Raw genomic sequence first — 20,758 nt, forward strand, 5'->3', positions numbered from 1 at the left:
GCTGCAACGAGGCCGCCGAGGGTGTAGGCCGCACGGTTGAGAGTGTCGGAGAATCCGGCGCCCTCGGAGACCTGGCCGCAGGCCTCAATCGGGGCCAGGACGGAGGCGAGCATGCGCTGAGTACGGTCGCGGTCGCCTCCCGCGGCGAGGACGGCCTGCTGGGCGCGCGGCGGGACGGGTCGGGGAGCGGGAACGCTGGGGGCCGGCAGGTGACCGGTACGTTCGAGTTCCTGTGCGAGCCAGGTCGGCAGGACGGCCGGCTCGCGAACGGCATCCACGGGGGTGTATGTGCCGTCGCGGGTCGTGGTGCCGGGGGCGACGATGTAGCCGCCGTGGGCCCGTACGTCGACCTGCCAGGCAAGGGCGCGGCCTTGGCTGGAGCCGGCCGAGCAGTGCCAGCGGCGGTTGTCTGCGGCTCGGTACCAAACGTGCAAGCCGCCTGAAGGGGTACGGACGCGCAGGGTGGTGTTGTCGTCGGCGGGGCTGGGCTGACCGCGCAGTGCGGCCAGTACGGCGAGTGTGTGGAAGCCGTTGGCCAGGCCAGTGAGATCGACGTGGTCGGCGATCGGGATGCCGGGCAGAATCCGGTCCCGGCCGGGAGGGCGGGTGGGATGGGCGTCGATGTCGATGACGACCAGACTGGCGGGGCCGCACGCGACGCCGACGCCGAATTCCGGGTGGGTGCCCCACCACTTGGCGATGCGGCGCTGGTCGAGGGTGGCGGCGTGAAAGCCGTGGCACCAGCGTTCTGCGGGAAGGCAGGGGCATTCGGCAGGCGGGTGCGGAGCCGTGCGGCAGTCCTGGCAGTTGGCAGCCGGGGTCTTGCGGCCGGCGGCGAGGGGGTGGACGGGCCAGCCGCGGCGTGCGCACCAGTTGGCTGTGGCGAGGGAGGCAGCGACTGAAGGCTCAGGGGCCGGCTGCCGTGAGTCGCTGTTAGGAAAACGCAGCTCAGCGGGCATTCGCACCCCCCATCAGCGACCGAAGCGACTCAACGACGGACACAGCGTAGCGAACGTTGCCGGTGAGGTCATGGAGCACATGCAAAAAGGAACACAGGTGCCGCGTCGATGGGGCCATCCGCTGGCTCATGCAGCGACCAAACGGGGAGGGCAGCGACCGAGCACCCCTCAGTCGCTGCCAGTCTGAGCGCGAAACCACCAGGTCAAAAGCCGGTAGAACTCAGAACAGCGACTGAAGCGACTGAAGCTTCCTATATATGACGCACACGCGCACACATGAATGTCTTCATATACCCGAACTTGAGTCGCTTCAGTCGCTAAAGAACTCTCGATCAAGCCTGTGACCTGCACTTTTTGGGCCGTTCCAGAGCAGCGACCGAAAGCCCGCTGAGTAGCTGGGCTTCAGTCGCTGCTCGCTGCGTCCAGCAGCGACCCAAGCGACTGAAGCGACTGAGCCTCCGACAACAAGCCCGCCTTCGCACGCCGGCAAGGCGACTCCGCCAGTGAGTCGCTTCGGTCGCTCCTCCTGAGCAGCGCCCCGGTCGGCGGTTCGCCAGACGCGGTTCGTTACACCCGACACCACCCCAGTGACCACGAGGATCACCGGCCGGCCCCATCCACTGCACACCGTCACAAGCACCAAAAGACAGAAGCAAACGCCGTGCAGCTACTGGAGGGTGCTGGCCTGCGCTACCGCCACGGTCCCATGCTGGCCAGTCCGCAAGGTCTTGGGAGGAGATACGGCGCTACCGCGCGTATCTCCTCCCAAGACCCTTGGCCTGTAGTCAAGGGGACTCGGCTCGACCGGCGGTTACTTATAGTGATGCCTTCTGGGGGTTCTGCAGGACGGGCGATGTCGCTCCGCTTTCGATCCTTGCTTCGAGGGATTCGGTTCCGCCCTTCGCCTCTCACGATCGGCCAACGGCCGCCTCCGCTGCTGTGGCATCCCCGGGGTGGGTCACGGGTGCCGGGGGCCGGGGAGCGAGCGAGGTCAGGGCCACGCCGCCGACCAGCAGGACCGCCGCGCACCAGCGCAGCCCGCTCACCGGTTCGCCCAGGAAGAGTGCCGCCGATGACATTCCGAAGACCGGGACGAGGAGGGAGAAGGGGGCCACCGTGGATGCCGGGTGGCGGCGCAGCAGCCAGCCCCAGGCGCCGAAGCCGAAGACGGTCGTGATCCAGGCGACGTATAGGACCGTGCTCGCGCCTTGCCAGTCGAGGGTGCGCAGCGCCGCCAGGTCGCGCGATGGACCCTCAATCAAGAGGGACAGGGCCAGCAGCGGCAGTACCGGGACCGTGCTTACCCAGACCATGAAGTTCAGCGCGTCCGGCGGGGCCGCCTTGCGGGTCAGGACGTTGGAGGCGCCCCAGCAGGCAGCCGCTGCGATGCACAAGGCAAACGCCCCGAGCGGGCCGGACGCACCCTCGTCCACCGCCGCAACGGCGATCCCGGCCAGGGCAACCGCCATACCCAGCGCGCTCAGCCACGAGGGGCGTTCCCCCAGGACGGCAAAGGCGATCATGGCCGTGAACACCGCCTGTGTCTGCAGGACCAAGGAGGACAGACCAGCCGGCATCCCGGTGTCCATTGCCACGAACAGCAGCCCGAACATGGCCACGCCCAGGATCAGCCCCACGGCCACGATCCACTTCCACGCGACCTTAGGGCGGCCCACCAAAAACACCACAGGAAACGCAACTGCGAGGAACCGCAGGGCGGAGAAGAGCAGGGGCGGGAAGTGGTCGAGGCCGATCTCGATGACGGTGAAGTTGATACCCCAGACGGCGGCGACGAGGACGGCGAGGGCGAGGTGTGCAGGGCGCATGGGCCGAGGATCACACCCACAGACCATGAAGCACCAGCGATGATTGCTGCATGGTTGAATGAAGCGACGCTAATCGATTGCTCCGTTCGTGACGGGAGACTTTCATGCTTGACCTTCAGCGGCTGCGCGCTCTGCACGCCGTCTCCGTGCACGGCAGCGTCGGTGCCGCCGCCTCCGCCTTGGGCTTCACGCCCTCTGCGGTGTCCCAGCAGATCGCCAAGCTGGAGCGGGAGACCGGGACTGTGCTGCTCGAGCGTGAGGGGCGCGGCGTCCGGCTGACCCCCGAGGCGCATCAGCTCGTCGCCGTCGCAGAGAAATTGCTGGCCATCGTGGAGCGGGCGGAGACCGAGTTGGAGCAGCGGCGCGGGAAACCGGCCGGGCGGCTCACCATCGCCGCCTTCGCGTCGGCGGCGCGCGGACTGCTGCCCGAGGCCCTCGCTGACCTGGCCGCACGGCATCCGGCGATGGAAGTACGGCTCAGCGAGGTTGACCCGCATCTGTCTGTCGGCATGGTCGCCAAGGGCGCGGTCGACATGAGCGTGGTTCATGACTGGGACATCGCGCCGCTGCCGCTGCCGCCGGGGGTGGAGCAGGCGGTGATCGGGGATGACCAGTGCACGCTGCTGGTGCCGCAGGAGCATCGGTTTGCAGAGCGGGATTCGGTGCGGCGCGAGGACCTCGGCGGTGAGCGGTGGGTGTGCCAGCCGCCGGGCCGGGTGTGTCACGAATGGCTGGTGCGGACCCTGCGGACGGCCGGGCAGGAGCCGGAGATCGTTCACCAGGCGGACGAGAATCCGACCTTGGTGGCGCTCGTTGCCGCCGGTCTCGGCATCTGCCTCATCCCACGCCTCGGGCGCGGCCCACTGCCCGCCGACGTGGTGGAGGTTGCGCTCGACCCGACGCCGGTACGGCGGCTGTACGCGCTGTGGCGCACCACGGCAGCCCAGCGCCCCGCGATCGCTGAGACCGTCCGCACCCTGCAGGAGCACTGGCCCAGGGCGGCACGGCCGAGTCGTCAGGCGGCTCGGATCCCTTGCGAGGATTGAACGACCCTCGCGTCGATGCTCGCAGCAAACGCCCCCACTGTCGAAGACTAACGACGCAATACGCCGGTTTCAGGAACATCTGCAATATCCCGGTTTGGGGCAGCCAGCGGAAGCTTGCCTCAACCGGTGGTTTGGAGGGTGGGGTTGTAGGCAGGCGGGGGTACGTGGAGTTGGTCGGTGGTGTAGTCGCCGAAGCGGAGCACGTTCTCGCGCCGGTAGGGACTGAGTACCGCCAGATCGCTCGCATTCAGGGTCCAGCCCTCGCGGCCCATCTGTCGCAGGGCCCAGGTCATGTCGATGGTGGTGGAGAAGATCACGCTGGCGGCGACAAGGTCGAGGAATTTCACTGCCTTGTCCTGCAGTTCGGGGTCGCGGCTGTTGAGCCAGCCAGCGTTGCCGAAGTGGAGCCACTTGGTGAACCCGTTGTAGGCCTCGGCCTTGTTCGTGGCCCGCTGGATCTGCTCGCGCAGCGCCGGGTCGGACAGGTAGCGCAGCAGCACGGCCGTACGGACAGCGCGCCCGACCTCACGGAATGCCTGGTAGATCTGGTTCTTCCGGGACCGGTTGTTCAGCCTGCGCAGCAGGGTCACCGAGGAGACGGTGCCCTGTTTAACTGAGAGCGGGACCTGCATGAGGTCGGGCCAGTGGCGGCGCAGAAGGTCCCAGTCGATCGCGGTACGAGGGTCGATGGAGAACAGCTGGTCGATGTGCCGGTAGCGCACCGTCGGGTCGGGACGATGGAAGGTGAGGTCCTGGAAGTTGCGGATCCTGGGCAGAAGATCGATCCCCAGCAGGTGTGCGAGCCCGAAGACAGGGAACGACTGGCCCTGCGTATCGGCGTGGACCTGCTCCGGGCGGGCAGACGACTGGTTCTGCAGGAGGGAGTCGATGAGGTAGACGGCTTCCCAGACGCCGCAGGGCACGAATCGTGAGAAGAGCGCGACGTAGGTATCGGCGACCAAATGGTGGGCGATGCCGCCGTATCCTCCGTACCGGATCGAGGTCTCGGCGAGCAGGTTGTCGATGGCCGCGTCCATCATCGTGCCGTCCACCGCGGCCACTGACCCGTCACCCCACGCCCGAACCAGGTCCAGGTCGAGATGGGCATCCACCACGTCAGCGCCGGCCCGGGCCAGGTTCTTCGGTGTGCAGTGACGTTTGGCGATCGCGGCCAGCTCGTGCGCGGAGACCGTGCGGATGTGCCGGGCGGCTTGCGCTGCCCCGAGGCCGGAGCCATAGGTGAACGCGGTAACCACGTAGCGCGCCAGCGGGTTCTTCAGCTTCGGGTCCGACCCCGACAGGGGGCCAAGGCGGTGCCACCAGCCGGCCCAGTGCGCCGCCCGGGCGAGGTGCTCCAGAATACCGCGCACCGGAAGCCGCTGATCCAGCTCCGCCTCCAGCGCCTCGGCGGAGGCCGTGCGCTCGCGGCCGGCGCGCTGCTTCAGCGAGGGCACCCCTGTCACCGGGTCGATCGTCAGGTCGGCATTGTCCGGATACCCGGCGTCCACCTCTTCCGCGACTCTTGTGAGCTGCTGTCTGAGGTTCTCTACGAAGCCGTCGGCGGTGTGGGGGATGCCGGCCTGCTCGCAGAACTGCGATATCTGCGCCTCCACCCGGTCCCACGGCAGGAGCATCGTCGTCCAGTCGCCGAAGTCCTCGGCACCGGCCACCGCGATGTCCCCGCAGCGGAGCTCTTCGACCAGGTAGGTAAAGACCATGGCCTCGAAGTGCCGGCGCACCAGCATCCCTGGCTGGTCCTTCGCATACACCGTCGTGCGCCACTGCTGTGAGGCGAACGACAAGTCCAGCACCCGCGACCGCGCAGGATCCCCACCGTCGGCCGACGGCACGGCGGCAAGGACGGCGTCGGGGATCAGCTCACGGGTCAGATGCCGGTGGGCGACGGCGTGCTCCAGGGCGTCCAGCACACTGCGGTCCCGAGATGTGGGCACGAAGGTGAGGGTCCGGGCGAGCTTGAACATCGTCGGCCGATCAGGGCGGAAGAAGCGCTCCACCAGCGGTGTCCAGTTCCCACCCCGATACGCCGCCAACGCCTCGATCTCCGCAAGCTGAGCCTCGAAGCCGCCACTGCCCTCCACCACCTCACGGACGCGCTTTACCACCAGAACATCACCCAGACTGCCTTGACCGCTCTGGCTGGCATCCTCGTCGACGATGTGCTCCTTGAGCGCCGTCAGCACGTCCCTGTAGGCGATCAGGAGCTGCTCTGTGGAGGCCTTGTGACGCTGCTCCAGATCCGCTAGCTCTTCCTGGGCCCGCTTGGCGTGCCGGGCCATGCGCTTGGACAGCATCACCACGAACTCATCGCGCACCCGCGCCCTGGCCTTGGCCACCGTGCAGGCGAGCAACGCGGTCCGCCGCGGCTCGGAGACGTCCAGCATCTCGCCGACCGATAAGACCCGGGCCTGCTCCGCGAACGCGCTGACCTTGGCTGCAGCGACACCCTCCACCCAGCTCGCAGCATCGCCGAAGCCATCGACGAGGTCGACACGCTCGCCGTGCAGCCGATACCTCGACCACGTCGCCCGCCGCCCGGGCTCCTTGATCACATCGAACGGACTGCGGCGCTCACCGTCCGGCACGACCAGCAGCCCTGCCAGCCGGGGCCTGGCCACGCCCACCCGCTCGGCGATCCGGGTGCAGATCTCGCCCTCCACCCGTGTCTTGACCGAGGCCGCCATCCGGTCCAATGTCGAGAAGCCCGGCAGCTCCAGACCCGCGCGGACGATCTCCTCCAGCGCGACGTTCACCAGGTCCACCACCGAGGCACGAACCGACGCCGCCTCTTCCATCGCGGCAGCGGCGATCCCACGGGCACGGACCGGGTCGTGCACCAGGCCCAGGTACTCCCGGATCCAGGAGCGGTAGCGTTTCGCGGTCCGCTCTTCGACCACCGGGGTGACGTCCTCCGGCAGAGCGGCCGCGGCACAGACACGGGCGATGACCGGCGCCGGAACCTCATCCAAGCCCGGGAAGTAGCCCAGCCTGGCACAGGACTTCAGCAACACCAGCAGTGTGAGGAGCGATTCCGGACGGTCATGGGTCCGCTTCGCCGCCCACGCGATCTCAACCTCGTCAGGGGTGAAGAACTGCGCCAGCTCGCGTTCGGAGATGATCCGCTTAAACCGCGGATACGCCGTCCGCTCCACCGACGCCACAACCACACCGGCCAATCACATGATCGACAGCACACTACCCGAGCCCCGCACCTACGATCATTACGGATCGTCACCCTGCGGTGAATACACTCCGCAGTCTGAGGTGGCAGAGAGTGTCCAAGTGGCCCGTTTCGCGCGTATCTCCTCCGGAGCCCCGCAAGGCGTGGCGCGGACACTGCAACCGCTGCCGCTTACGACCTCTGCAGCCCACACACCACTCGGCTGCGTCGGCACCATCCGCAGCAGCCCCCGCACCGGAGATAGGGCTGTCAGGAACGGTCGCTTGGTACAGGTTGCCCTCGGCTGCGTTCCGGGAGGCCATCTCGAGCATCATCGCGAGGCTGTGCAGAGTCTCGTCTCCGACGGTCGTCCAGACGGGCGCGCAGTACGAGGTCGGCCTGATCCAGGACGTCGGGCCAGGCCCTGGCGTACGTCTTCGGATCCCCCGGTCAGAGGCGTAGGCCACAGGGCGGCGTGCGACTGGAGCAGCTGCTCGGCCGACCGGTAGTCAGGACGGATCCGCAGGGCCGGCGTAGTCCGTCAGTGTCGGCGGCGGTGCCCGGCCCCCTGGGCATGGCACCGGAGTGGGTGGGACACAGGAGCGCGAGCCAGTCGGGCGGCTCCGCCGGCGCGGCGGCGGAGCCCTGCCGGAGCGGGGTCGCCGTGGCGGGGCAGTCCAGCACCCGGCGGACACCGGTGAGCTGTCGGCCGGCAGTGAGCTGGTCGGACGGCACATTGGGCTCTTTCGGCGGCTAGACCTCGATGTACGCGACGACCACCACGGTGCGCAGCGCGGTGACGAAGTACAGGACGCGGACGGCTTCGACTTCGTCGGTGTACTGGCGCAGCTGGGGGCCGGCGGTTTCGCCGGGGAGCCGCTCGCCGGCCTCTGGGTCGACGGAGATGACGACCAGGGCGCGGTCGAGGGCGTGGATGTCCGCCTCGCTGGTGATGTTCTCCAGCTGCTTGGCGGCGGAGTCGGAGAAGGCGATACGGGCGCGGCGTGGGCCCTGCTGCGGGGGCATCAGGCGACGGCCGGGCGCTGTGCGGCGAGGCGGGCGAGGTGGGCCTCGCGCAGCTCCTCCCATGGCGTGCAGTCCTCCACCGAGGGCAGCCCGTTGGCGGCGATGTCCTCGAGGACGGCGGCGAACTGGTCGGCGTTCTCACGGGTCCTGGCCGCGTACGCGCGGACCGCGTCGGCGGCCGCGGGCTCCAGCTGCTGGCGGGCGTGGTCGGCGGGGGCCGGCTGTTCGCTCATCGAGGGCTCCAGGAGGGCGGAACTGGCGTCTGCTTCAACGGTATCGGCCGCCCCGGCCCGTGGGGACCACTCCGGACGAACCCGGCCGTACGAAGGTGCGGGACCCAGGGACCCAGGTTTCGGGGCGGTTGCTGGGGCCCTGGTCCGCCCGCGCGATGACACAGATCAGCTGACCAGTGACACAGATGAGTGTGCCCACCTGGGGAAACGGGGGGTCGATGACACAGATGAAACAGGTCGGCCGGACTGTTCAGGCCGGGACGCCGGGCCCGACCTGGAGGCGTGCGGCCAGGATTTACCCGAGGAGTCTTCCGACATCGATGTTCATGCCCTGGAGCGCGCCGAACACGGGCGCCACCCCGAGCTTGACCGGTTCAGTGAGTTGGTACAGCGCGCCGCCGGTGGGCGAGCCGTCAGGGTTTACGCCCGGCAGGGAAGGCGGAAACTGCGAGCCGACCAGGCCGCCGAGAATCGGGACAGGGCCCGCGCTGGGGGCGAGGGCTGAGGCGCTGTACGCCGATCCGCCCAGGGCACCGGGGGTGAGGATCGTGGTGGCCGCGATCCGGGACGCTTTGTTTATCTCGATCCTTCGCTGGAGTCCACCGAGAGCACCCGCCGCTTGAGCCCGGCGGGCTTGACGTTGCGCTTGCTCACCACATGAACGCCCAGAGGGGATCTTGGTGCGGTCGCCAGAAGCGGCGGTGTCCGCGGGCATGACTACGTTTCGTACTGCTCACGAGTGCGCGGGAGGCGTGATCAAAAATGTCACGCTCTGCCCTCGAATCCCGCCTTGGAGGGGCTCACAGACCCCGGGAAGCGGACATAAAAGGAACATATTCGAGGCGGCGTGACGCTTTTCTGGGGAGCGTGACGGGTGGTGTCACGCTCACGCTCTGTCAGCGTGACACCACCCGGGTTGACCTTCGACAGGGGATCTTGACCGTTTGCCAGGTGAGTTTGATCGCCTGGCCGATGACTTCTCGCGACAAGGCCGAGGATGTTCAGGATCGTCCCCGCCATCGGGAATGATCAGCCTCATTGGGCGTCCTGCACGTCCAGCCCGAGCATGTGATTCGAGGAGTGGATATGGCGGAGCGGCAGTCCGGCACCGTGAAGTGGTTCAACGACGAGAAGGGGTTCGGCTTCATCACCCCCGAAAGCGGTCCGGACCTCTTCGTTCACTTCAGGGCGATCCAGGGGAGCGGTTTCAAGGGGCTCAAGGAAGGCCAGAAGGTGTCCTTCATCGCCGTGCAGGGCCAGAAGGGCATGCAGGCGGACGAGGTCATCGCGGAGGGCTGAGGCCGTGATCAGGGAAGCGTCTGCTACCGGCCCGGAGCTGAATTGGCTGCTGGGCCGTGCATCAGCAGGCGATGTTGCCGCATGGTCACAACGGGGATGTCAGCGGCCCGACCACGGCGAAACCGCGTGGTGACCTGGACGGGCGCGGGGACGCTCCTGCGGGGCGCGCAGAGTAGGCACAACCCGCTGCGTCGATGGCGGCCGCCACCGCTTGGCGCTGGGCACGGCGGTCGGCCTGCCTCTCGCACAGCGTGGGCGTCCTGCCTGGAGTCGAGCAGCACCCGGTCGTCACGCCGCACGTCGCTGTACTGCTGACGCTAGGAAGTCTCAGTGAACGACTCGGGGCGCATTCGTGCCAGCCCTCATCGACGGCTGCAAGGTCGTTCGTGACGGGCCACGATCACTTTCCCAAGGCCACTCGCTGTTCGTCCCTCTCCCTTTATGTCAGGTCGGGATAGGTGATGGTGAAGTCGTCTACCGGCGTGGCCCGGTCGGCGGCGTATTCGGCGCGGGCCTGCCGGTCTGCGTCGGTGATCTCTGGGTGCTCGGGGGGTGTCCGGGGTGCGCGCCAGAGCTGGATGAGGTGGTGTTCGCCGTGGTCGCCGATGCCGGGTTCGGGGTCGTCGGCGTGGCAGTACAGGCGCATGCGCACCCATTCGCCGCTGTGCGGGGAAGGCGGGATGGCGAGGGGGGTCTCGTCTGGTGGCCAGGCGTCGAGGATGTCGCCCTGTTCCAAGGTTGCCAGGCACAGGGTGGGCAGGTCGGTGTGCAGGCTCATTTCCTCTGCCGGTTCCCAGGCGCCGCCGGTTTCCGGGGGCGGCGGAGCGTCGTGGACCTCGACGGTCAGCTGGAGGGGGCCGGTGTCGGTGGTGGTCATGACGACGGCGCCTGCGTCGGTGGCCGGGCCGCAGCGCCATCCGAAGGGCATTTCGGCCGGGTATTCGTAGTCGTCGGTGAAGCCGATGAGGTAGCCGTTTTCGCCGAGTTCGACGGTGAACGAGGACGTGCGTACCAGCATGCGTTTGCCTCCTTGGAAACGGCCGGGCGCCCCTCTCCCGGGTGACGTGGGAAAGGGGCGCGCTGGCTGGCGGGAGTGTAACGGGGCTCAGGCGATGACGTAGAACGGGTCGTGGTCCATGACGTGCATCTGGCCGCGCCAGGCGGTGATGCGTCCGCCCTGGGACTTGTTCTCCTGGACCTTGACCCAGGTGATCTCCCGCTGGGCGGCGGGCAGGGTGGTGCCGCCTTCGTAGGTGGAGGCGAAGGGGTATTCGTCGCACGAGGTGCGGCCGGCGCGCTGCATGTCCGCCGGCGCAGTGCGCGGGCAGACCGCGGCCCTGTGCTGGCCCTCAACGGTCTTGTTGATCATCCAGTGCAGGGGCTTGCCGCCATTGGGGTCACCGTAGTGGCCGCCGCGGGCTCGCAGGTTGCGGATGCCCTCGTCGATGCGGGCCAGTCCGACCATGCTCACCCCGGTGGGAACCTCGGGGATGGCGCAGCCGGAGCGGTTGGTGCGGGTGCTGCCGTAGTAGTTGTCGCAGCGGTAGACGGCCGAGGCGTAGGAGACCTTGCCGGGGCTGTAGCCGGGCTTCGTGAAGGTGTACGTGTAGGTGGTCTTCGCCTTGGCGAGGATCTTCTTCGGGGCAATGGTGGTCTTGTAGCCGACGGTGCCGCTCGCGGCGCTGTCGAGGGTGTGGCCCTGCGGGAAGCTCACGGTCGCCTTCGTGCCGCCGCCGGACTTGGCGGCGACGTTGACGTGGACGCCGCGGCCCTGGCCGGTGGTCGTCGCCTTGGAGACCGCCAACTTCTCGCTCCAGTTCGCGGAGTTGGTCTTCAGGGTCATCTGGTGCTTGACGTTGAAGTCCGCGGTGCCCTTGAGGACCGGGCGCCCATTGACGACCTGGATGACGTCGACGTGGACGGTGACCCACTCGCATTCGCTGAAGCGGTTGATCGTGATGCGGTTGATCGTGCAGGTCGCGGCTGCGGCCGGGCTGACTTGCGCGCCCGTCTGAGCCCTGGCTGCGCTGGCGGTCGGTGAGCTGACGGTGACGCGCAGTTCCTGGGTGCTCTGTGGGTCTGCTATGGCGGACGGCGCAGCCGCCGTCACCAGCAGTCCCAGGCCTGCAGCCCCCGTAGCGAACAGGTTTCTCAGTTTCAAGTTGTACCCCCGGTGTTGGTCACATACGACAGGGACACCGATGGTCAACTCGCTTGCCCCCGCCGCGCGTTGACGTCATCGAACCACAGGAAGCACAAAGAGCGCACAGCGTTTTGCTCTGTTTCATGCATAGATGATCTGCTGTCGCACCCTAACGGTCGGAATTTGCCCAGCTGAGGTGCACGTCTCCGGACCAGATGGGCGTGCGATGCCTGGGCCTCCTTTGCACGCAGGCCTGACCGCTCCTTCGGGCTCCCCATCGATCAGAGGGGTATGAGAGCTCGGTCGACGAACGACGTCGACCCGGTGGAACGGCGTCCCGAAGCCCCGATCGCCTTCCACCTCCGCAGTCCGAGGGTGCAGTACGACTTCTCGGCGATCTCCGGATTGCGGCGAACCAAACTCGTGCTGGGTCACGGTCACGGTCAGCGAAATCGCCTTCTGTCCGTACTGAGCAGGCTGCTCGCAGGAGCCTCGACTCCCGCGCCAAGGAATCTTGGCCGTCGTGTCAAGAATCCGGGGTTCGGATGGCTGTGGGGATGTGAACGGCCGTTGCTTCACGGTGAGGCGCTTGAGGCCGCGGATTGGGGTGTCATTCGGTGGAGATGACTGGCGTGGGCGTCGCCGTGTATCTAGTGCTGTTGTTCGCGCCAGGGCTGAGCAGCGTGCTCGAGAGCATCGCCTTCCGCATCCGAGCCGCGGCGAAGGCAGACCTCGTGCGCGCAGAACGGGAGTCGGACGTGCACACGCGCCGGGGGCGCACAAGGAAGCGGGGGCGGCGTGGATGAACAGCAAGGGGTTCAGCGTGCCGAGAAGCTCGGGCTGCTGGTCGCCGAGTGGCGCGGGCAGATGGTTGGCCGCGCCAGCAACCGGCTGCGCACCTTAGGGGTTCCGCCCTCGTGGGCGGATCCCGAGGACGTCGTGCACAACGCCCTCATGAGCGTGTTGGCCCATTCCAAGCCAATCGAGCGGCTGCGCCCCTACGTCTTCAAGGCCATTCAGCATGAGGCGGGGCACGCGGCGCGGCGATACCGCAGCGGCCAGGGGTACGCATCTCTGGACGCGGACGTGCAGTTGGAGACGGCCGCTGTCGCCACCGACCCCTGTGCCGCGGCCGACCTACGCCTGGACCTCGACGAGGCGCTTACTGCTCTGCCTCCCCAGCAGCGCAGGTCAGTGTGGTGCAACAAGGCGCTGGGACTGACCCAGGCGGAGACGGCCGAAGTGTTGGAGACGACGCCCGGGACCGTTGCCACCCACGTCTACCGCGGTGTCAAAGCACTGCGGGCGACTTTGGGGGCTGTTCTGGCAGTGGTGTTCGCCGCCTTCACCGCGGTATGGGTGCGGACTGGCACCCTGCCCATTGACCCCGCCGCGACCGGTCACATGGCGGAGCCAATGGAACGCTGGGTGGCTCGCTGGGGGTGGCCGGAGACCGTCGTGGTCGTCCTGGTCGGCGGATCGCTGACGTGGTTGGCGTACACGTTGCTGAATCGGCAGTACTTGCGGCTGATGAGTCGGCTTCGCGGCAGGCGAGCCGCCGAGCCAGGCACCAAGCCGGGTCCCGAGCCAAGCACCGAGCCGGGTCCCGAGCCAAGCACCGAGCCGGGTCCCGAGGAATCGTTGGTTGTCTGGCAGGGCAGGGACTGGACCGTACGGCAAGTGGCGGGAAGTGAGGCCAAAAAGACGTACCGCTGCCCCGGCTGCACCCAAGCGATCCTCGCCGGCGTTGCGCACGTGGTGGTAGGGCTCAAGCACTCCGGCGGGGATGATCGATGGCACTGGCACCAGACCTGCTGGGACGCAAGAGAACGGTCCAGCGCGAGGACGAGGGGCCCACGGACTACTCCTTCAGCCGAGCGTCGGCATGCCCGATGGTAGCCGGAGGACGGAGTGGTTTTCGGACCGCTCCGGCCACACTGTGTGTTCGCAGGTGGCCGGGTCGGTTACTGACCTTCAAAGCGTGGTGTCGGTAGGGCTGACGGTCCATGATCCCTGCGGTACGCCAAGTGCATGAGGTATGCGCAAGGGGGCGGGCTGACCGACGAACGGCGGGCCTTCCGCGAGAAGTTGCGGTTGGAGGCGGCCGAGCGGTTCCGGCAGGGTGACGAGAACGCGGTCATCGCTCACGACCTGCGGGTCAGCGTCCGGTCGGTACAGCGGTGGCGCAAGGCTTGGTCTCAGAACGGGCCGAAAGCCCTGGCCTCGAAAGGGCCGGCGTCGCTGCCACTGCTCAGCGATGAACTCTTCGCCGCCCTCGAGCGGGAACTACTCAAGGGCCCGGTCGCGCCTGGCTGGCCGGACCAGACCTGGACGCTGTCGCGGATCAAGACCGTGATCGGGCGACGGTTCCACAAGAGCTACACAGTCCAGGGTGTCGCCGCACTGCTCAGACGGCACGGCTGGACCTGCCAGGTTCCCGCCCGCCGTGCCATCGAGCGAGACGAGGCGGCGGTGGCCGGCTGGATGAAGGAGACCTGGCCCCACGTGGAAGGACCGTGGCGGCGCTCGGCGCCTGGCTCGTCTTCGAGGACGAGGCCGGATTCTCGATGACGCCGCCGACCACCCGCACCTGGTCCCGCCGCGGCCACACCCCGGTGATCCGCGTGCGGGGCCGCTCCCGCCGCCGCTTATCGGTGGCCGCCCTGGCCTGCTACAAGGCCGGCGAGTCCTCGCGGCTGATCTACCGGCCCTGCCCAGACGCCCGGCCCGGCGGGCGCAAGAGCTTCTCCTGGAAGGACTACCGCGACCTGATCCAGTCCGCCCACCAGCAGCTCGGCGGCCCGATCGTGCTGGTCTGGGACAATCTCAACACCCACCTGACTGCCGGCATGCGCCGCTACATCACCGACCGCGACTGGCTCACCGTCTTCCAACTGCCGCCCTACGCACCCGACCTCAACCCAGTCGAAGGCATCTGGTCCGTCCTGCGACGCACCACCACAGCCAACCGCGCTTTCACCGACCCCGCCGACCTGATCACCGCCGTCCGACGCGGCCTACGCCAGCTCCAGTACCGCCCCGACGTCCTCGACGGCTGCCTCACCGGCACCGGCCTCCGACGCCAGCCACCATGACGACATCACGCATTCAAGGTCAGTAGCACGTTGACTGAGGTCTCCGCAGGAGTTCGAGGAAGACATGCCGGGAAGCTCCCGGAGCTGGCTACGGTTGGCCTGTGCCGGTGGACTTTTCTTCTGACGAACAGGCGGAGGCGCATGGGATTTTCACTCAGGTGGCCACGCGTCCCGAGCTGGAAGGGTTCTTCCTGGATGACGCGGACCGGGACGTGATTACGCTGTTTCGGTCGGGCGGGCACCGCTTGAGTACGGCGGTGCAGATCGGCAAGGTCCGCTATATCGGCAGGTTCCTCGATAATCCGTTGGCGACGCCGTGGAAGGTCGTAGATGACCTGGCTGGGCAGCTCGGCCTCGAGGATGCCTCCTGTGTGAAGTGGTACTCGGAGCGGCGCAGGATGCCGTACGAGCACGCAAGGAAGATCAAGGAGCAGTGCCAGTTCCAGCCGGGAGTTCCGGAGCCTTCCAGCTCGGACAAGGACGGCTGCTGGCCTTGCGCACTGTCGGCGATGCTGCTCCCGCGTGAGGTACAGCGCAACCACTGTGACGCTGGGTGCGTTCTGTGTCCCAAACGTCGGGTGGTAGAGGCGTGTGAAGCGGACGGGACCCCGGTCGGGTGGCCCGTCAAGACGCAAGCAGGAGGAAAACGGGCATGACGCAGGGGTGGAAGACCGCGGTCATTGTGCTAGCGGCGGTTGGAATCCTCTCCACGCCGCTGATCTGGCTGCTGCATAGTCCCGATTCGGGTGAACTGGCCGGGGCCTCCATTCAGGCCGCCGTCGGCATTGCGGCCCTGGTCTGCGCCCTGTTCCAGCAGCCCTCCAGTGTCGGTCCCGCGGACCGGGCCACCCGGACCGGGAAGGCCATCGGCGGCGGCGTTACCGGCATCAGGCGGCCCGGCGGTAGGGGGCGAGGCTCAGCCACCGTCAAGAACACCGGAGAGGCCAGCGGCGAGAACTCCGTTTCCGGCATCGACTACACGAGCTAGGGACCCGCGCCCGTGGCGAAAGCACCATCACGCAAGGCACGGGACGAGGATCCCGAGCCGTCCGTAACCGTGACGGGCACTGGCAACGCCGCGGCCTCCGACAACGGGACGGCCGTGACCGGCTACCGCGGGCCTGACCCGGGAACCGGCGACACACCCGGAGGCTCGGTGTGCGTGTCCGACACCGCGCCCGCGATCGCCACCAACGGCGCAACGGCCATCACTGGCTACGTCCACACAGTGACGTTGCAGCAGCGCGCTCCCCAGGAACCGGCCCCGTGGCCACACCAGGTCGGCGTCATCCCACCCCGGGCACAGTCCTTCCGGAACCGTGCCGAGGTGAAGCGGCTGCGGACCGCGGTGGAGAGCGGGGGTACGGCGGTGCCGTGCCAGGTCCTGACCGGGATGGGAGGGGTGGGCAAGACGCAGCTCGCCGCCGACTACGCACACACCGCCTGGGAGTCCGGCGAGCTGGACGTACTGGTGTGGATCACGTCGAGCACCCGCACCGCCATCGTGACCGCATACGCCCAAGCCGGCGTCGAGCTGTGCCGGGCCGACCCTGCTGACCCGGAGCAAGCTGCAGAGTCCTTCCTCGCATGGCTTACGCCCAAGCCTCAAGCCGAGCCGTGCCGGTGGCTGATCGTCCTGGACGACGTCGCCGATCCCGCCGATCTTCGCCTGCTGTGGCCACCTGCCGGCCCGCATGGCCGCACCCTGGCAACCACGCGCCGCCGCGACGCCGCCCTCACCGGAGAAAGCCGCCGTCTGATCGACGTCGGCTTGTTCACCGAGGCCGAAGCCGCCTCCTACCTCACCGCCTTCCTCGCCGCGCACGGCCGCCAGGAGCCCGCCGACCAGCTCACCGCCCTGGCATCTGACTTCGGGCACCTCCCCCTGGCCCTCTCCCAGGCCGCCGCCTACATCGTCGACACCCGCCTTGCCTGCGTCACTTATCGCCGCCACGTGACCGACCGAAAAAGGAAACTGGCCCAGCTCCTGCCCGAGCCCAGTGCTCTGCCCGACGACCAGGCCGCCGCCGTGGCCGCCGCCTGGTCCCTGTCCCTGGACCGCGCCGATCAGCTCCGCCCCGTCGGCCTGGCCAAGCCCATGCTTCAGCTCGCCGCGATGCTCGATCCCAACGGCATCCCCCACCAGGCCCTGACCAGCAATCCCGTCCTCGCCCACCTCACGGCCCGCCGGAGGGAACCAGACGCTGACGCCCACGCCCAGAAACCCCCCTCTATCACCGCCGAGGACGCAACCGACGCGCTAGGAGCCCTGCATCGTCTGAGCCTCATCGACCACACCCCGGATACCCCGCACCAGGCCGTACGCGTCCACCAACTCATCCAACGCGCCATGCGCGACCCGCTCGCCCCCGACGAGTACGACGACGTCGCGCGCGCCGCCGCAGATGCTCTCGTTGCCGCCTGGCCCGGCGTCGAATCCGACATCCTCCTGGTCCAAGCCCTGCGTGCCAACACCGGCACTCTCACCCACTACGCCGAAGACGCCTTGTACGAGCCCGGCATCCACAGCGTCCTGTTCTGCACCGGCAACAGTCTCGGGAAAATGGGCCAGGCCAGTGCCGCCATGAACCACTTCGCTCACCTGACCGAACTCGCCCTTCAACGGCTGGGCCCAGACCATCCCGACACCCTCACGGCCCGCAACAACCTCAGTGCCTGGGTGGGTTATGCAGGACACCCAGCCGAAGCGGCCCGCCTCTTCAGCGAACTGGTAACCGACCAGCAACGGGTACGGGGCCCAAACGACCCCGAGACCCTCATCACCCGAAACAACCTCGTCCACTGGCAAGGGCAGGCGGGCGATGCAATCGGTGCCGCGGCCGCCGCCGAAGAACTCCTGGCGCTCCAGCAGCAGCTTCTAAGCCCAGAGCATCCCGACGTTCTCACCAGCCGCAACAACCTGGCTGCCGCGATCGGAGAGTCTGGTGATGCGGCTGCTGCTGCGGCTGCCTTCGCAGAACTGATCCCCCTGCGGGAGCGGGTACTGGGCGCAGTGCACCCTGACACCCTCACCACCCGGCATAACCTCGCCCACTGGCAAGGCATGGCCGGGGACGCGGCCGGCGCCGCGGCCGCACTGACTAAACTGCTGCCGCTGCGCCAGCTAGTTCTGGGCGCGGATCACCCCGACACCCTCACCACCCGGGCTGATATCGCCATCTGGCAAGAAAGAACGGGCGATGCGGCCGGAGCAGCGGTCGCCTTTGCTGAACTACTGCCCGATCTGGTGCGGGTGCTGGGATCGAACCACCCCAACACCGTGTACGTCCGATCTCACCTGCAGGGGGTGGGGGATGCGGCCGAAACTGCCGACGAGCTGTACGCCTTCGCGCTCGCAGAACTGTTCGCTCACCGTGAGCGGCAACTCAGCGCGGACCACCCCAGCACCCCGACATCCCGACCCCCCGAGCGCCCCAACAATTCAGCCTCCTGGTTGGGCCAAGTCCGCCAGAGCGCCAGCTCTCTGTCTCGCTCCTTTCGCCGCTATCTTCAAAGAGCGGACGAAAACGATCGTTCATGAGCGCCAAGATCATCACCGCATGTCCGCAAGCCGGCGATGTAACGCGTCTTCACCGACAAAGCACTTCAGCAGGCTCGCCGGCCGCCCCGACTCTCCCTGGGACGGCGGTCGTAGGCCCTTGGCTCAACCCCCGCGTCGAGGCGCGGTCCGCTACGTCCTTCCGCAAGGCGAGGCATGGGGGCCTTGACCCCTGATTTTGGACACACGAGACACTGGATCCTGAGGATCTGAGAACGGACATCTCGTGGTCATGAAGAACTATCCGCCGGAGTTCAAGGCGGACGCGGTCGCGCTGTACCGGTCGCGGCCCGAGGCGACGATCCGGCAGGTTGCCGCAGATCTGGGGATCAATCCCGAGACCCTGCGCAACTGGGTCCGGGCAGTTGGCGCGAGCCGGCCGCGGGGCCGCCGGGCAGAGGCACCCACCGAGCCGCCCACGCCGCTGGAGGCGGAGAACGCCGCTCTGCGCAAGAAGGTCCGTGAGCTGGAGGAGGAACGCGAGATCCTGCGCAAGGCGGCCAAGTATTTCGCCGGGGAGACACGCTGGTGAACCGCTTCCAGTTCGTTGCCGACCACCAGCGCCGCCACGGCGTGAAGCGGCTGTGCAGCATCCTGGGCATCGCCCGCTCCAGCTTCTACTACTGCCGCCGGACCGCCGAAGATCGGACTGCCCGACGGGCGGCCGACGGCCGCCTCGCCGCCCGGATACGGGCCGTGCACCTCGAGTCGGGCGGCACCTACGGCGTCCCGAGGATCACCGCGGAACTCCGCGAGACGGGCGAGCGCATCAATCACAAGCGGATCGCCCGGGTGATGCGGAGCATCGGCCTGGCCGGGGTGCGGCTGCGGCGCAGGCACCGCACCACGATCGCGGACCCGGCCGCGGCGAAGGCTCCGGACCTGATCGGCCGCGACTTCACCGCGAGTGAGCCGAACACGAAGTACGTCGGCGACATCACTTATCTCCCGCTGGAGGGCGGGAAGTTCCTCTACCTGGCCACCGTCATCGACCTCGCCTCGCGCCGTCTGGCCGGCTGGGCGATCGAGGACCACATGCGCACCGACCTTGTCACCGACGCCCTGGCCGCCGCCGAACGCACCGGCGGCAGCCTCGCCGGAGCGGTCATGCACACCGACCACGGAGCCCAGTACACCAGCCGGGCCTTCGCCGAAGCCTGCCGCCAGGCCGGCGTCCGCCAGTCGATGAGCGTGATCGGCTCCAGCGCGGACAACGCACCCGCCGAGTCCTTCAACGCGACGTTCAAACGCGAGACGCTCCAGGGCCGCAAGCACTGTCCAGCGAGCGCGAGGCCCGCCTCGATGCGTTCGGCTGGTTGCACCGCTACAACACCCGACGCCGTCACTCCCACCTCGGACACCGCAACCCGATCGCCTACGAAGCAGCGTCCCGAACAACACCAACTACGCTGACCCCAGCCGCATAACCCCGTGTCCAGGATCCGGGGTCAAGGCCCTACGCCGTAATCACCCTGCGGATGCCACCTCTTCCGTGGGAACTCAGACCCGTCGTCGTACAAGCTTCAGCAGATCCTTGATGGAGTCCCTGCGCGCCCAGGCGATCAAGACGAGCGGCACGATGAGGATCAGCGGGGTCGCCGCGTTCTCGCCGCCGAAGACGGTCATCTGGACGACGAACGCGCCGACCATCAGCGCGCTCAGCGCGACCGCGGCCACTGACTGCAGCGCTGGGATCAACAGGGCCACCCCGCCGACGAGTTCGAGCGCGCCGATGACGTACATGCCGGTGCTGCCCCAGCCGATCCGCTCGAAGGAGTCGACGGCGTAGGAGTTCGCGATCAGCTTGGGCAGGGCGCTGGCGATGCCGTAGAAGAGGGCGAGCAGCACCTGCACGGTGCGCAGGGCGAACCGAGCACGGCGACCGCGGACGGCGGAGGCGAGGGAGGAAGCGCCGGAGGCGACGGGGGCGGTGGTCTCGGACATTTGGTTCTCCTGTGCTGCGGGGTCATGAGCCGTACGTGCTGCAGTCACAGCTGTAGACCAGGCGTCGCCCCAGAACTCATCGGCCCTCCAGCGCAAGCCATCCGCGCCCGCTGTACCAGTGCCCCCCTCCGGCAGATGTTCCCCACCGGCCGCTCCCGCTCCGGTTCAGCCGGCCAGCGCTGTGGCCGAGCCGGTTCATCGGGGTGGGAGCGTGTGCCTTGCTGGGCTTCGACGCCCGCCGGCTTCGTCAGCGCCCTGTCGCAGCCCTGGGCCGCCGTGTGTTCCGGCAGCCGTGCCTTGCCGATCCCTCGAGAACTTCACGCAGCACGTACGCACCGGCCTCTTCTAGCTCCGCGAGGCGTGTGCGACCCGTCCTGCAAGCCATCAGCGCACCCATCAAGCCCGCCAACTGCCGGCGCTTCTAGCTTTGTCGTGCATACGCGAGGGCCC

At 68.0% G+C, this 20,758-nt stretch carries 15 protein-coding genes and 1 pseudogene; 8 read left to right on the forward strand and 8 right to left on the reverse strand.

Features of this window, described 5'->3' with window-relative positions; genetic code table 11:
* Positions 1-959: bifunctional DNA primase/polymerase (locus tag ACZ7DE_RS37485; protein WP_470768874.1), on the reverse strand; the 959-nt coding region annotated here is incomplete at its 3' end.
* A 908-nt stretch (positions 960-1,867) separates the two neighbouring features.
* Positions 1,868-2,785: an EamA family transporter gene (locus ACZ7DE_RS37490; protein ID WP_470768875.1), complete on the reverse strand. Its 918-nt coding sequence runs from the start codon at positions 2,783-2,785 to the stop codon at positions 1,868-1,870.
* 104 nt (positions 2,786-2,889) lie between these two features.
* On the opposite strand from ACZ7DE_RS37490, the gene ACZ7DE_RS37495 reads away from it, so the two are divergent.
* Positions 2,890-3,831 (forward strand): LysR family transcriptional regulator, encoded by a 942-nt coding sequence (locus ACZ7DE_RS37495; protein WP_470768876.1) that lies wholly within the window; start codon positions 2,890-2,892, stop codon positions 3,829-3,831.
* A 119-nt stretch (positions 3,832-3,950) separates the two neighbouring features.
* Here the strand turns inward: ACZ7DE_RS37495 and ACZ7DE_RS37500 are convergent, their stop codons facing one another.
* The 3 genes from ACZ7DE_RS37500 to ACZ7DE_RS37510 form a co-directional block, all read right to left on the reverse strand.
* Complete coding sequence (locus ACZ7DE_RS37500; RefSeq protein ID WP_470768877.1) at positions 3,951-7,010, reverse strand: Tn3 family transposase; 3,060 nt, start codon at positions 7,008-7,010, stop codon at positions 3,951-3,953.
* Between the two features lie 752 nt (positions 7,011-7,762).
* The gene (locus ACZ7DE_RS37505; RefSeq protein ID WP_470768878.1) at positions 7,763-8,035 is read right to left on the reverse strand and encodes a hypothetical protein; all 273 of its coding nucleotides are present in this window, start codon (positions 8,033-8,035) and stop codon (positions 7,763-7,765) included.
* The gene (locus ACZ7DE_RS37510; RefSeq protein WP_319130275.1) at positions 8,035-8,268 is read right to left on the reverse strand and encodes a hypothetical protein; all 234 of its coding nucleotides are present in this window, start codon (positions 8,266-8,268) and stop codon (positions 8,035-8,037) included. The genes ACZ7DE_RS37505 and ACZ7DE_RS37510 overlap by 1 nt, the downstream gene beginning before the upstream one ends.
* Positions 8,269-9,354: 1,086 nt before the next feature.
* Here ACZ7DE_RS37510 and ACZ7DE_RS37515 point away from each other — a divergent pair.
* Positions 9,355-9,567, forward strand: coding sequence for a cold-shock protein (locus ACZ7DE_RS37515; RefSeq protein ID WP_470768879.1), 213 nt, complete (start codon positions 9,355-9,357; stop codon positions 9,565-9,567).
* 439 nt (positions 9,568-10,006) lie between these two features.
* Here ACZ7DE_RS37515 and ACZ7DE_RS37520 read toward each other — a convergent pair whose 3' ends face one another.
* Both ACZ7DE_RS37520 and ACZ7DE_RS37525 read right to left on the reverse strand, forming a co-directional pair.
* A complete protein-coding gene (locus tag ACZ7DE_RS37520; protein ID WP_470768880.1) occupies positions 10,007-10,585 on the reverse strand; it encodes a hypothetical protein in 579 nt (192 codons plus the stop codon).
* An 87-nt stretch (positions 10,586-10,672) separates the two neighbouring features.
* Positions 10,673-11,728 (reverse strand): NucA/NucB deoxyribonuclease domain-containing protein, encoded by a 1,056-nt coding sequence (locus tag ACZ7DE_RS37525; RefSeq protein WP_470768881.1) that lies wholly within the window; start codon positions 11,726-11,728, stop codon positions 10,673-10,675.
* Positions 11,729-12,508: 780 nt separating this feature from the next.
* On the opposite strand from ACZ7DE_RS37525, the gene ACZ7DE_RS37530 reads away from it, so the two are divergent.
* From ACZ7DE_RS37530 to ACZ7DE_RS37555, 6 genes and pseudogenes are all read left to right on the forward strand, one after another.
* A complete protein-coding gene (locus ACZ7DE_RS37530; protein ID WP_470768882.1) occupies positions 12,509-13,609 on the forward strand; it encodes a sigma-70 family RNA polymerase sigma factor in 1,101 nt (366 codons plus the stop codon).
* A 132-nt stretch (positions 13,610-13,741) separates the two neighbouring features.
* Positions 13,742-14,805, forward strand: a protein-coding gene (locus ACZ7DE_RS37535) for an IS630 family transposase (RefSeq protein ID WP_470768883.1) whose coding sequence is annotated in 2 segments (ribosomal slippage) — positions 13,742-14,185 and positions 14,188-14,805 — 1,062 coding nt in all. Because the reading frame shifts where the segments join, the coding sequence is not laid out codon by codon here.
* Between the two features lie 101 nt (positions 14,806-14,906).
* Positions 14,907-15,461 (forward strand): DUF4158 domain-containing protein, encoded by a 555-nt coding sequence (locus ACZ7DE_RS37540; protein ID WP_470768884.1) that lies wholly within the window; start codon positions 14,907-14,909, stop codon positions 15,459-15,461.
* Complete coding sequence (locus tag ACZ7DE_RS37545; RefSeq protein ID WP_470768885.1) at positions 15,458-15,793, forward strand: hypothetical protein; 336 nt, start codon at positions 15,458-15,460, stop codon at positions 15,791-15,793. Before ACZ7DE_RS37540 ends, ACZ7DE_RS37545 begins: the two co-directional genes overlap by 4 nt.
* 12 nt (positions 15,794-15,805) lie before the next feature.
* A complete protein-coding gene (locus ACZ7DE_RS37550; RefSeq protein WP_470768886.1) occupies positions 15,806-18,346 on the forward strand; it encodes a tetratricopeptide repeat protein in 2,541 nt (846 codons plus the stop codon).
* Positions 18,347-18,590: 244 nt separating this feature from the next.
* Positions 18,591-19,791: pseudogene (locus ACZ7DE_RS37555) on the forward strand (IS3 family transposase).
* 73 nt (positions 19,792-19,864) lie between these two features.
* Here the strand turns inward: ACZ7DE_RS37555 and ACZ7DE_RS37560 are convergent.
* Entirely contained in the window at positions 19,865-20,308 is a 444-nt protein-coding gene (locus ACZ7DE_RS37560) for a DoxX family protein (RefSeq protein WP_470768887.1), read from the reverse strand.
* Positions 20,309-20,758: the final 450 nt, after the last annotated feature.

The organism is Streptomyces sp. NPDC037083 (assembly GCF_055606485.1).

Excerpts from the sequence above, each read along its gene's own strand:
- ACZ7DE_RS37490 (WP_470768875.1), bottom strand. The coding sequence starts at position 2,785 with ATGCGCCCTGCACACCTCGCCCTCGCCGTCCTCGTCGCCGCCGTCTGG.
- ACZ7DE_RS37495 (WP_470768876.1), top strand. The coding sequence starts at position 2,890 with ATGCTTGACCTTCAGCGGCTGCGCGCTCTGCACGCCGTCTCCGTGCAC.
- ACZ7DE_RS37505 (WP_470768878.1), bottom strand. The coding sequence starts at position 8,035 with ATGCCCCCGCAGCAGGGCCCACGCCGCGCCCGTATCGCCTTCTCCGAC.
- ACZ7DE_RS37510 (WP_319130275.1), bottom strand. The coding sequence starts at position 8,268 with ATGAGCGAACAGCCGGCCCCCGCCGACCACGCCCGCCAGCAGCTGGAG.
- ACZ7DE_RS37515 (WP_470768879.1), top strand. The coding sequence starts at position 9,355 with ATGGCGGAGCGGCAGTCCGGCACCGTGAAGTGGTTCAACGACGAGAAG.
- ACZ7DE_RS37520 (WP_470768880.1), bottom strand. The coding sequence starts at position 10,585 with ATGCTGGTACGCACGTCCTCGTTCACCGTCGAACTCGGCGAAAACGGC.
- ACZ7DE_RS37545 (WP_470768885.1), top strand. The coding sequence starts at position 15,458 with ATGACGCAGGGGTGGAAGACCGCGGTCATTGTGCTAGCGGCGGTTGGA.
- ACZ7DE_RS37560 (WP_470768887.1), bottom strand. The coding sequence starts at position 20,308 with ATGTCCGAGACCACCGCCCCCGTCGCCTCCGGCGCTTCCTCCCTCGCC.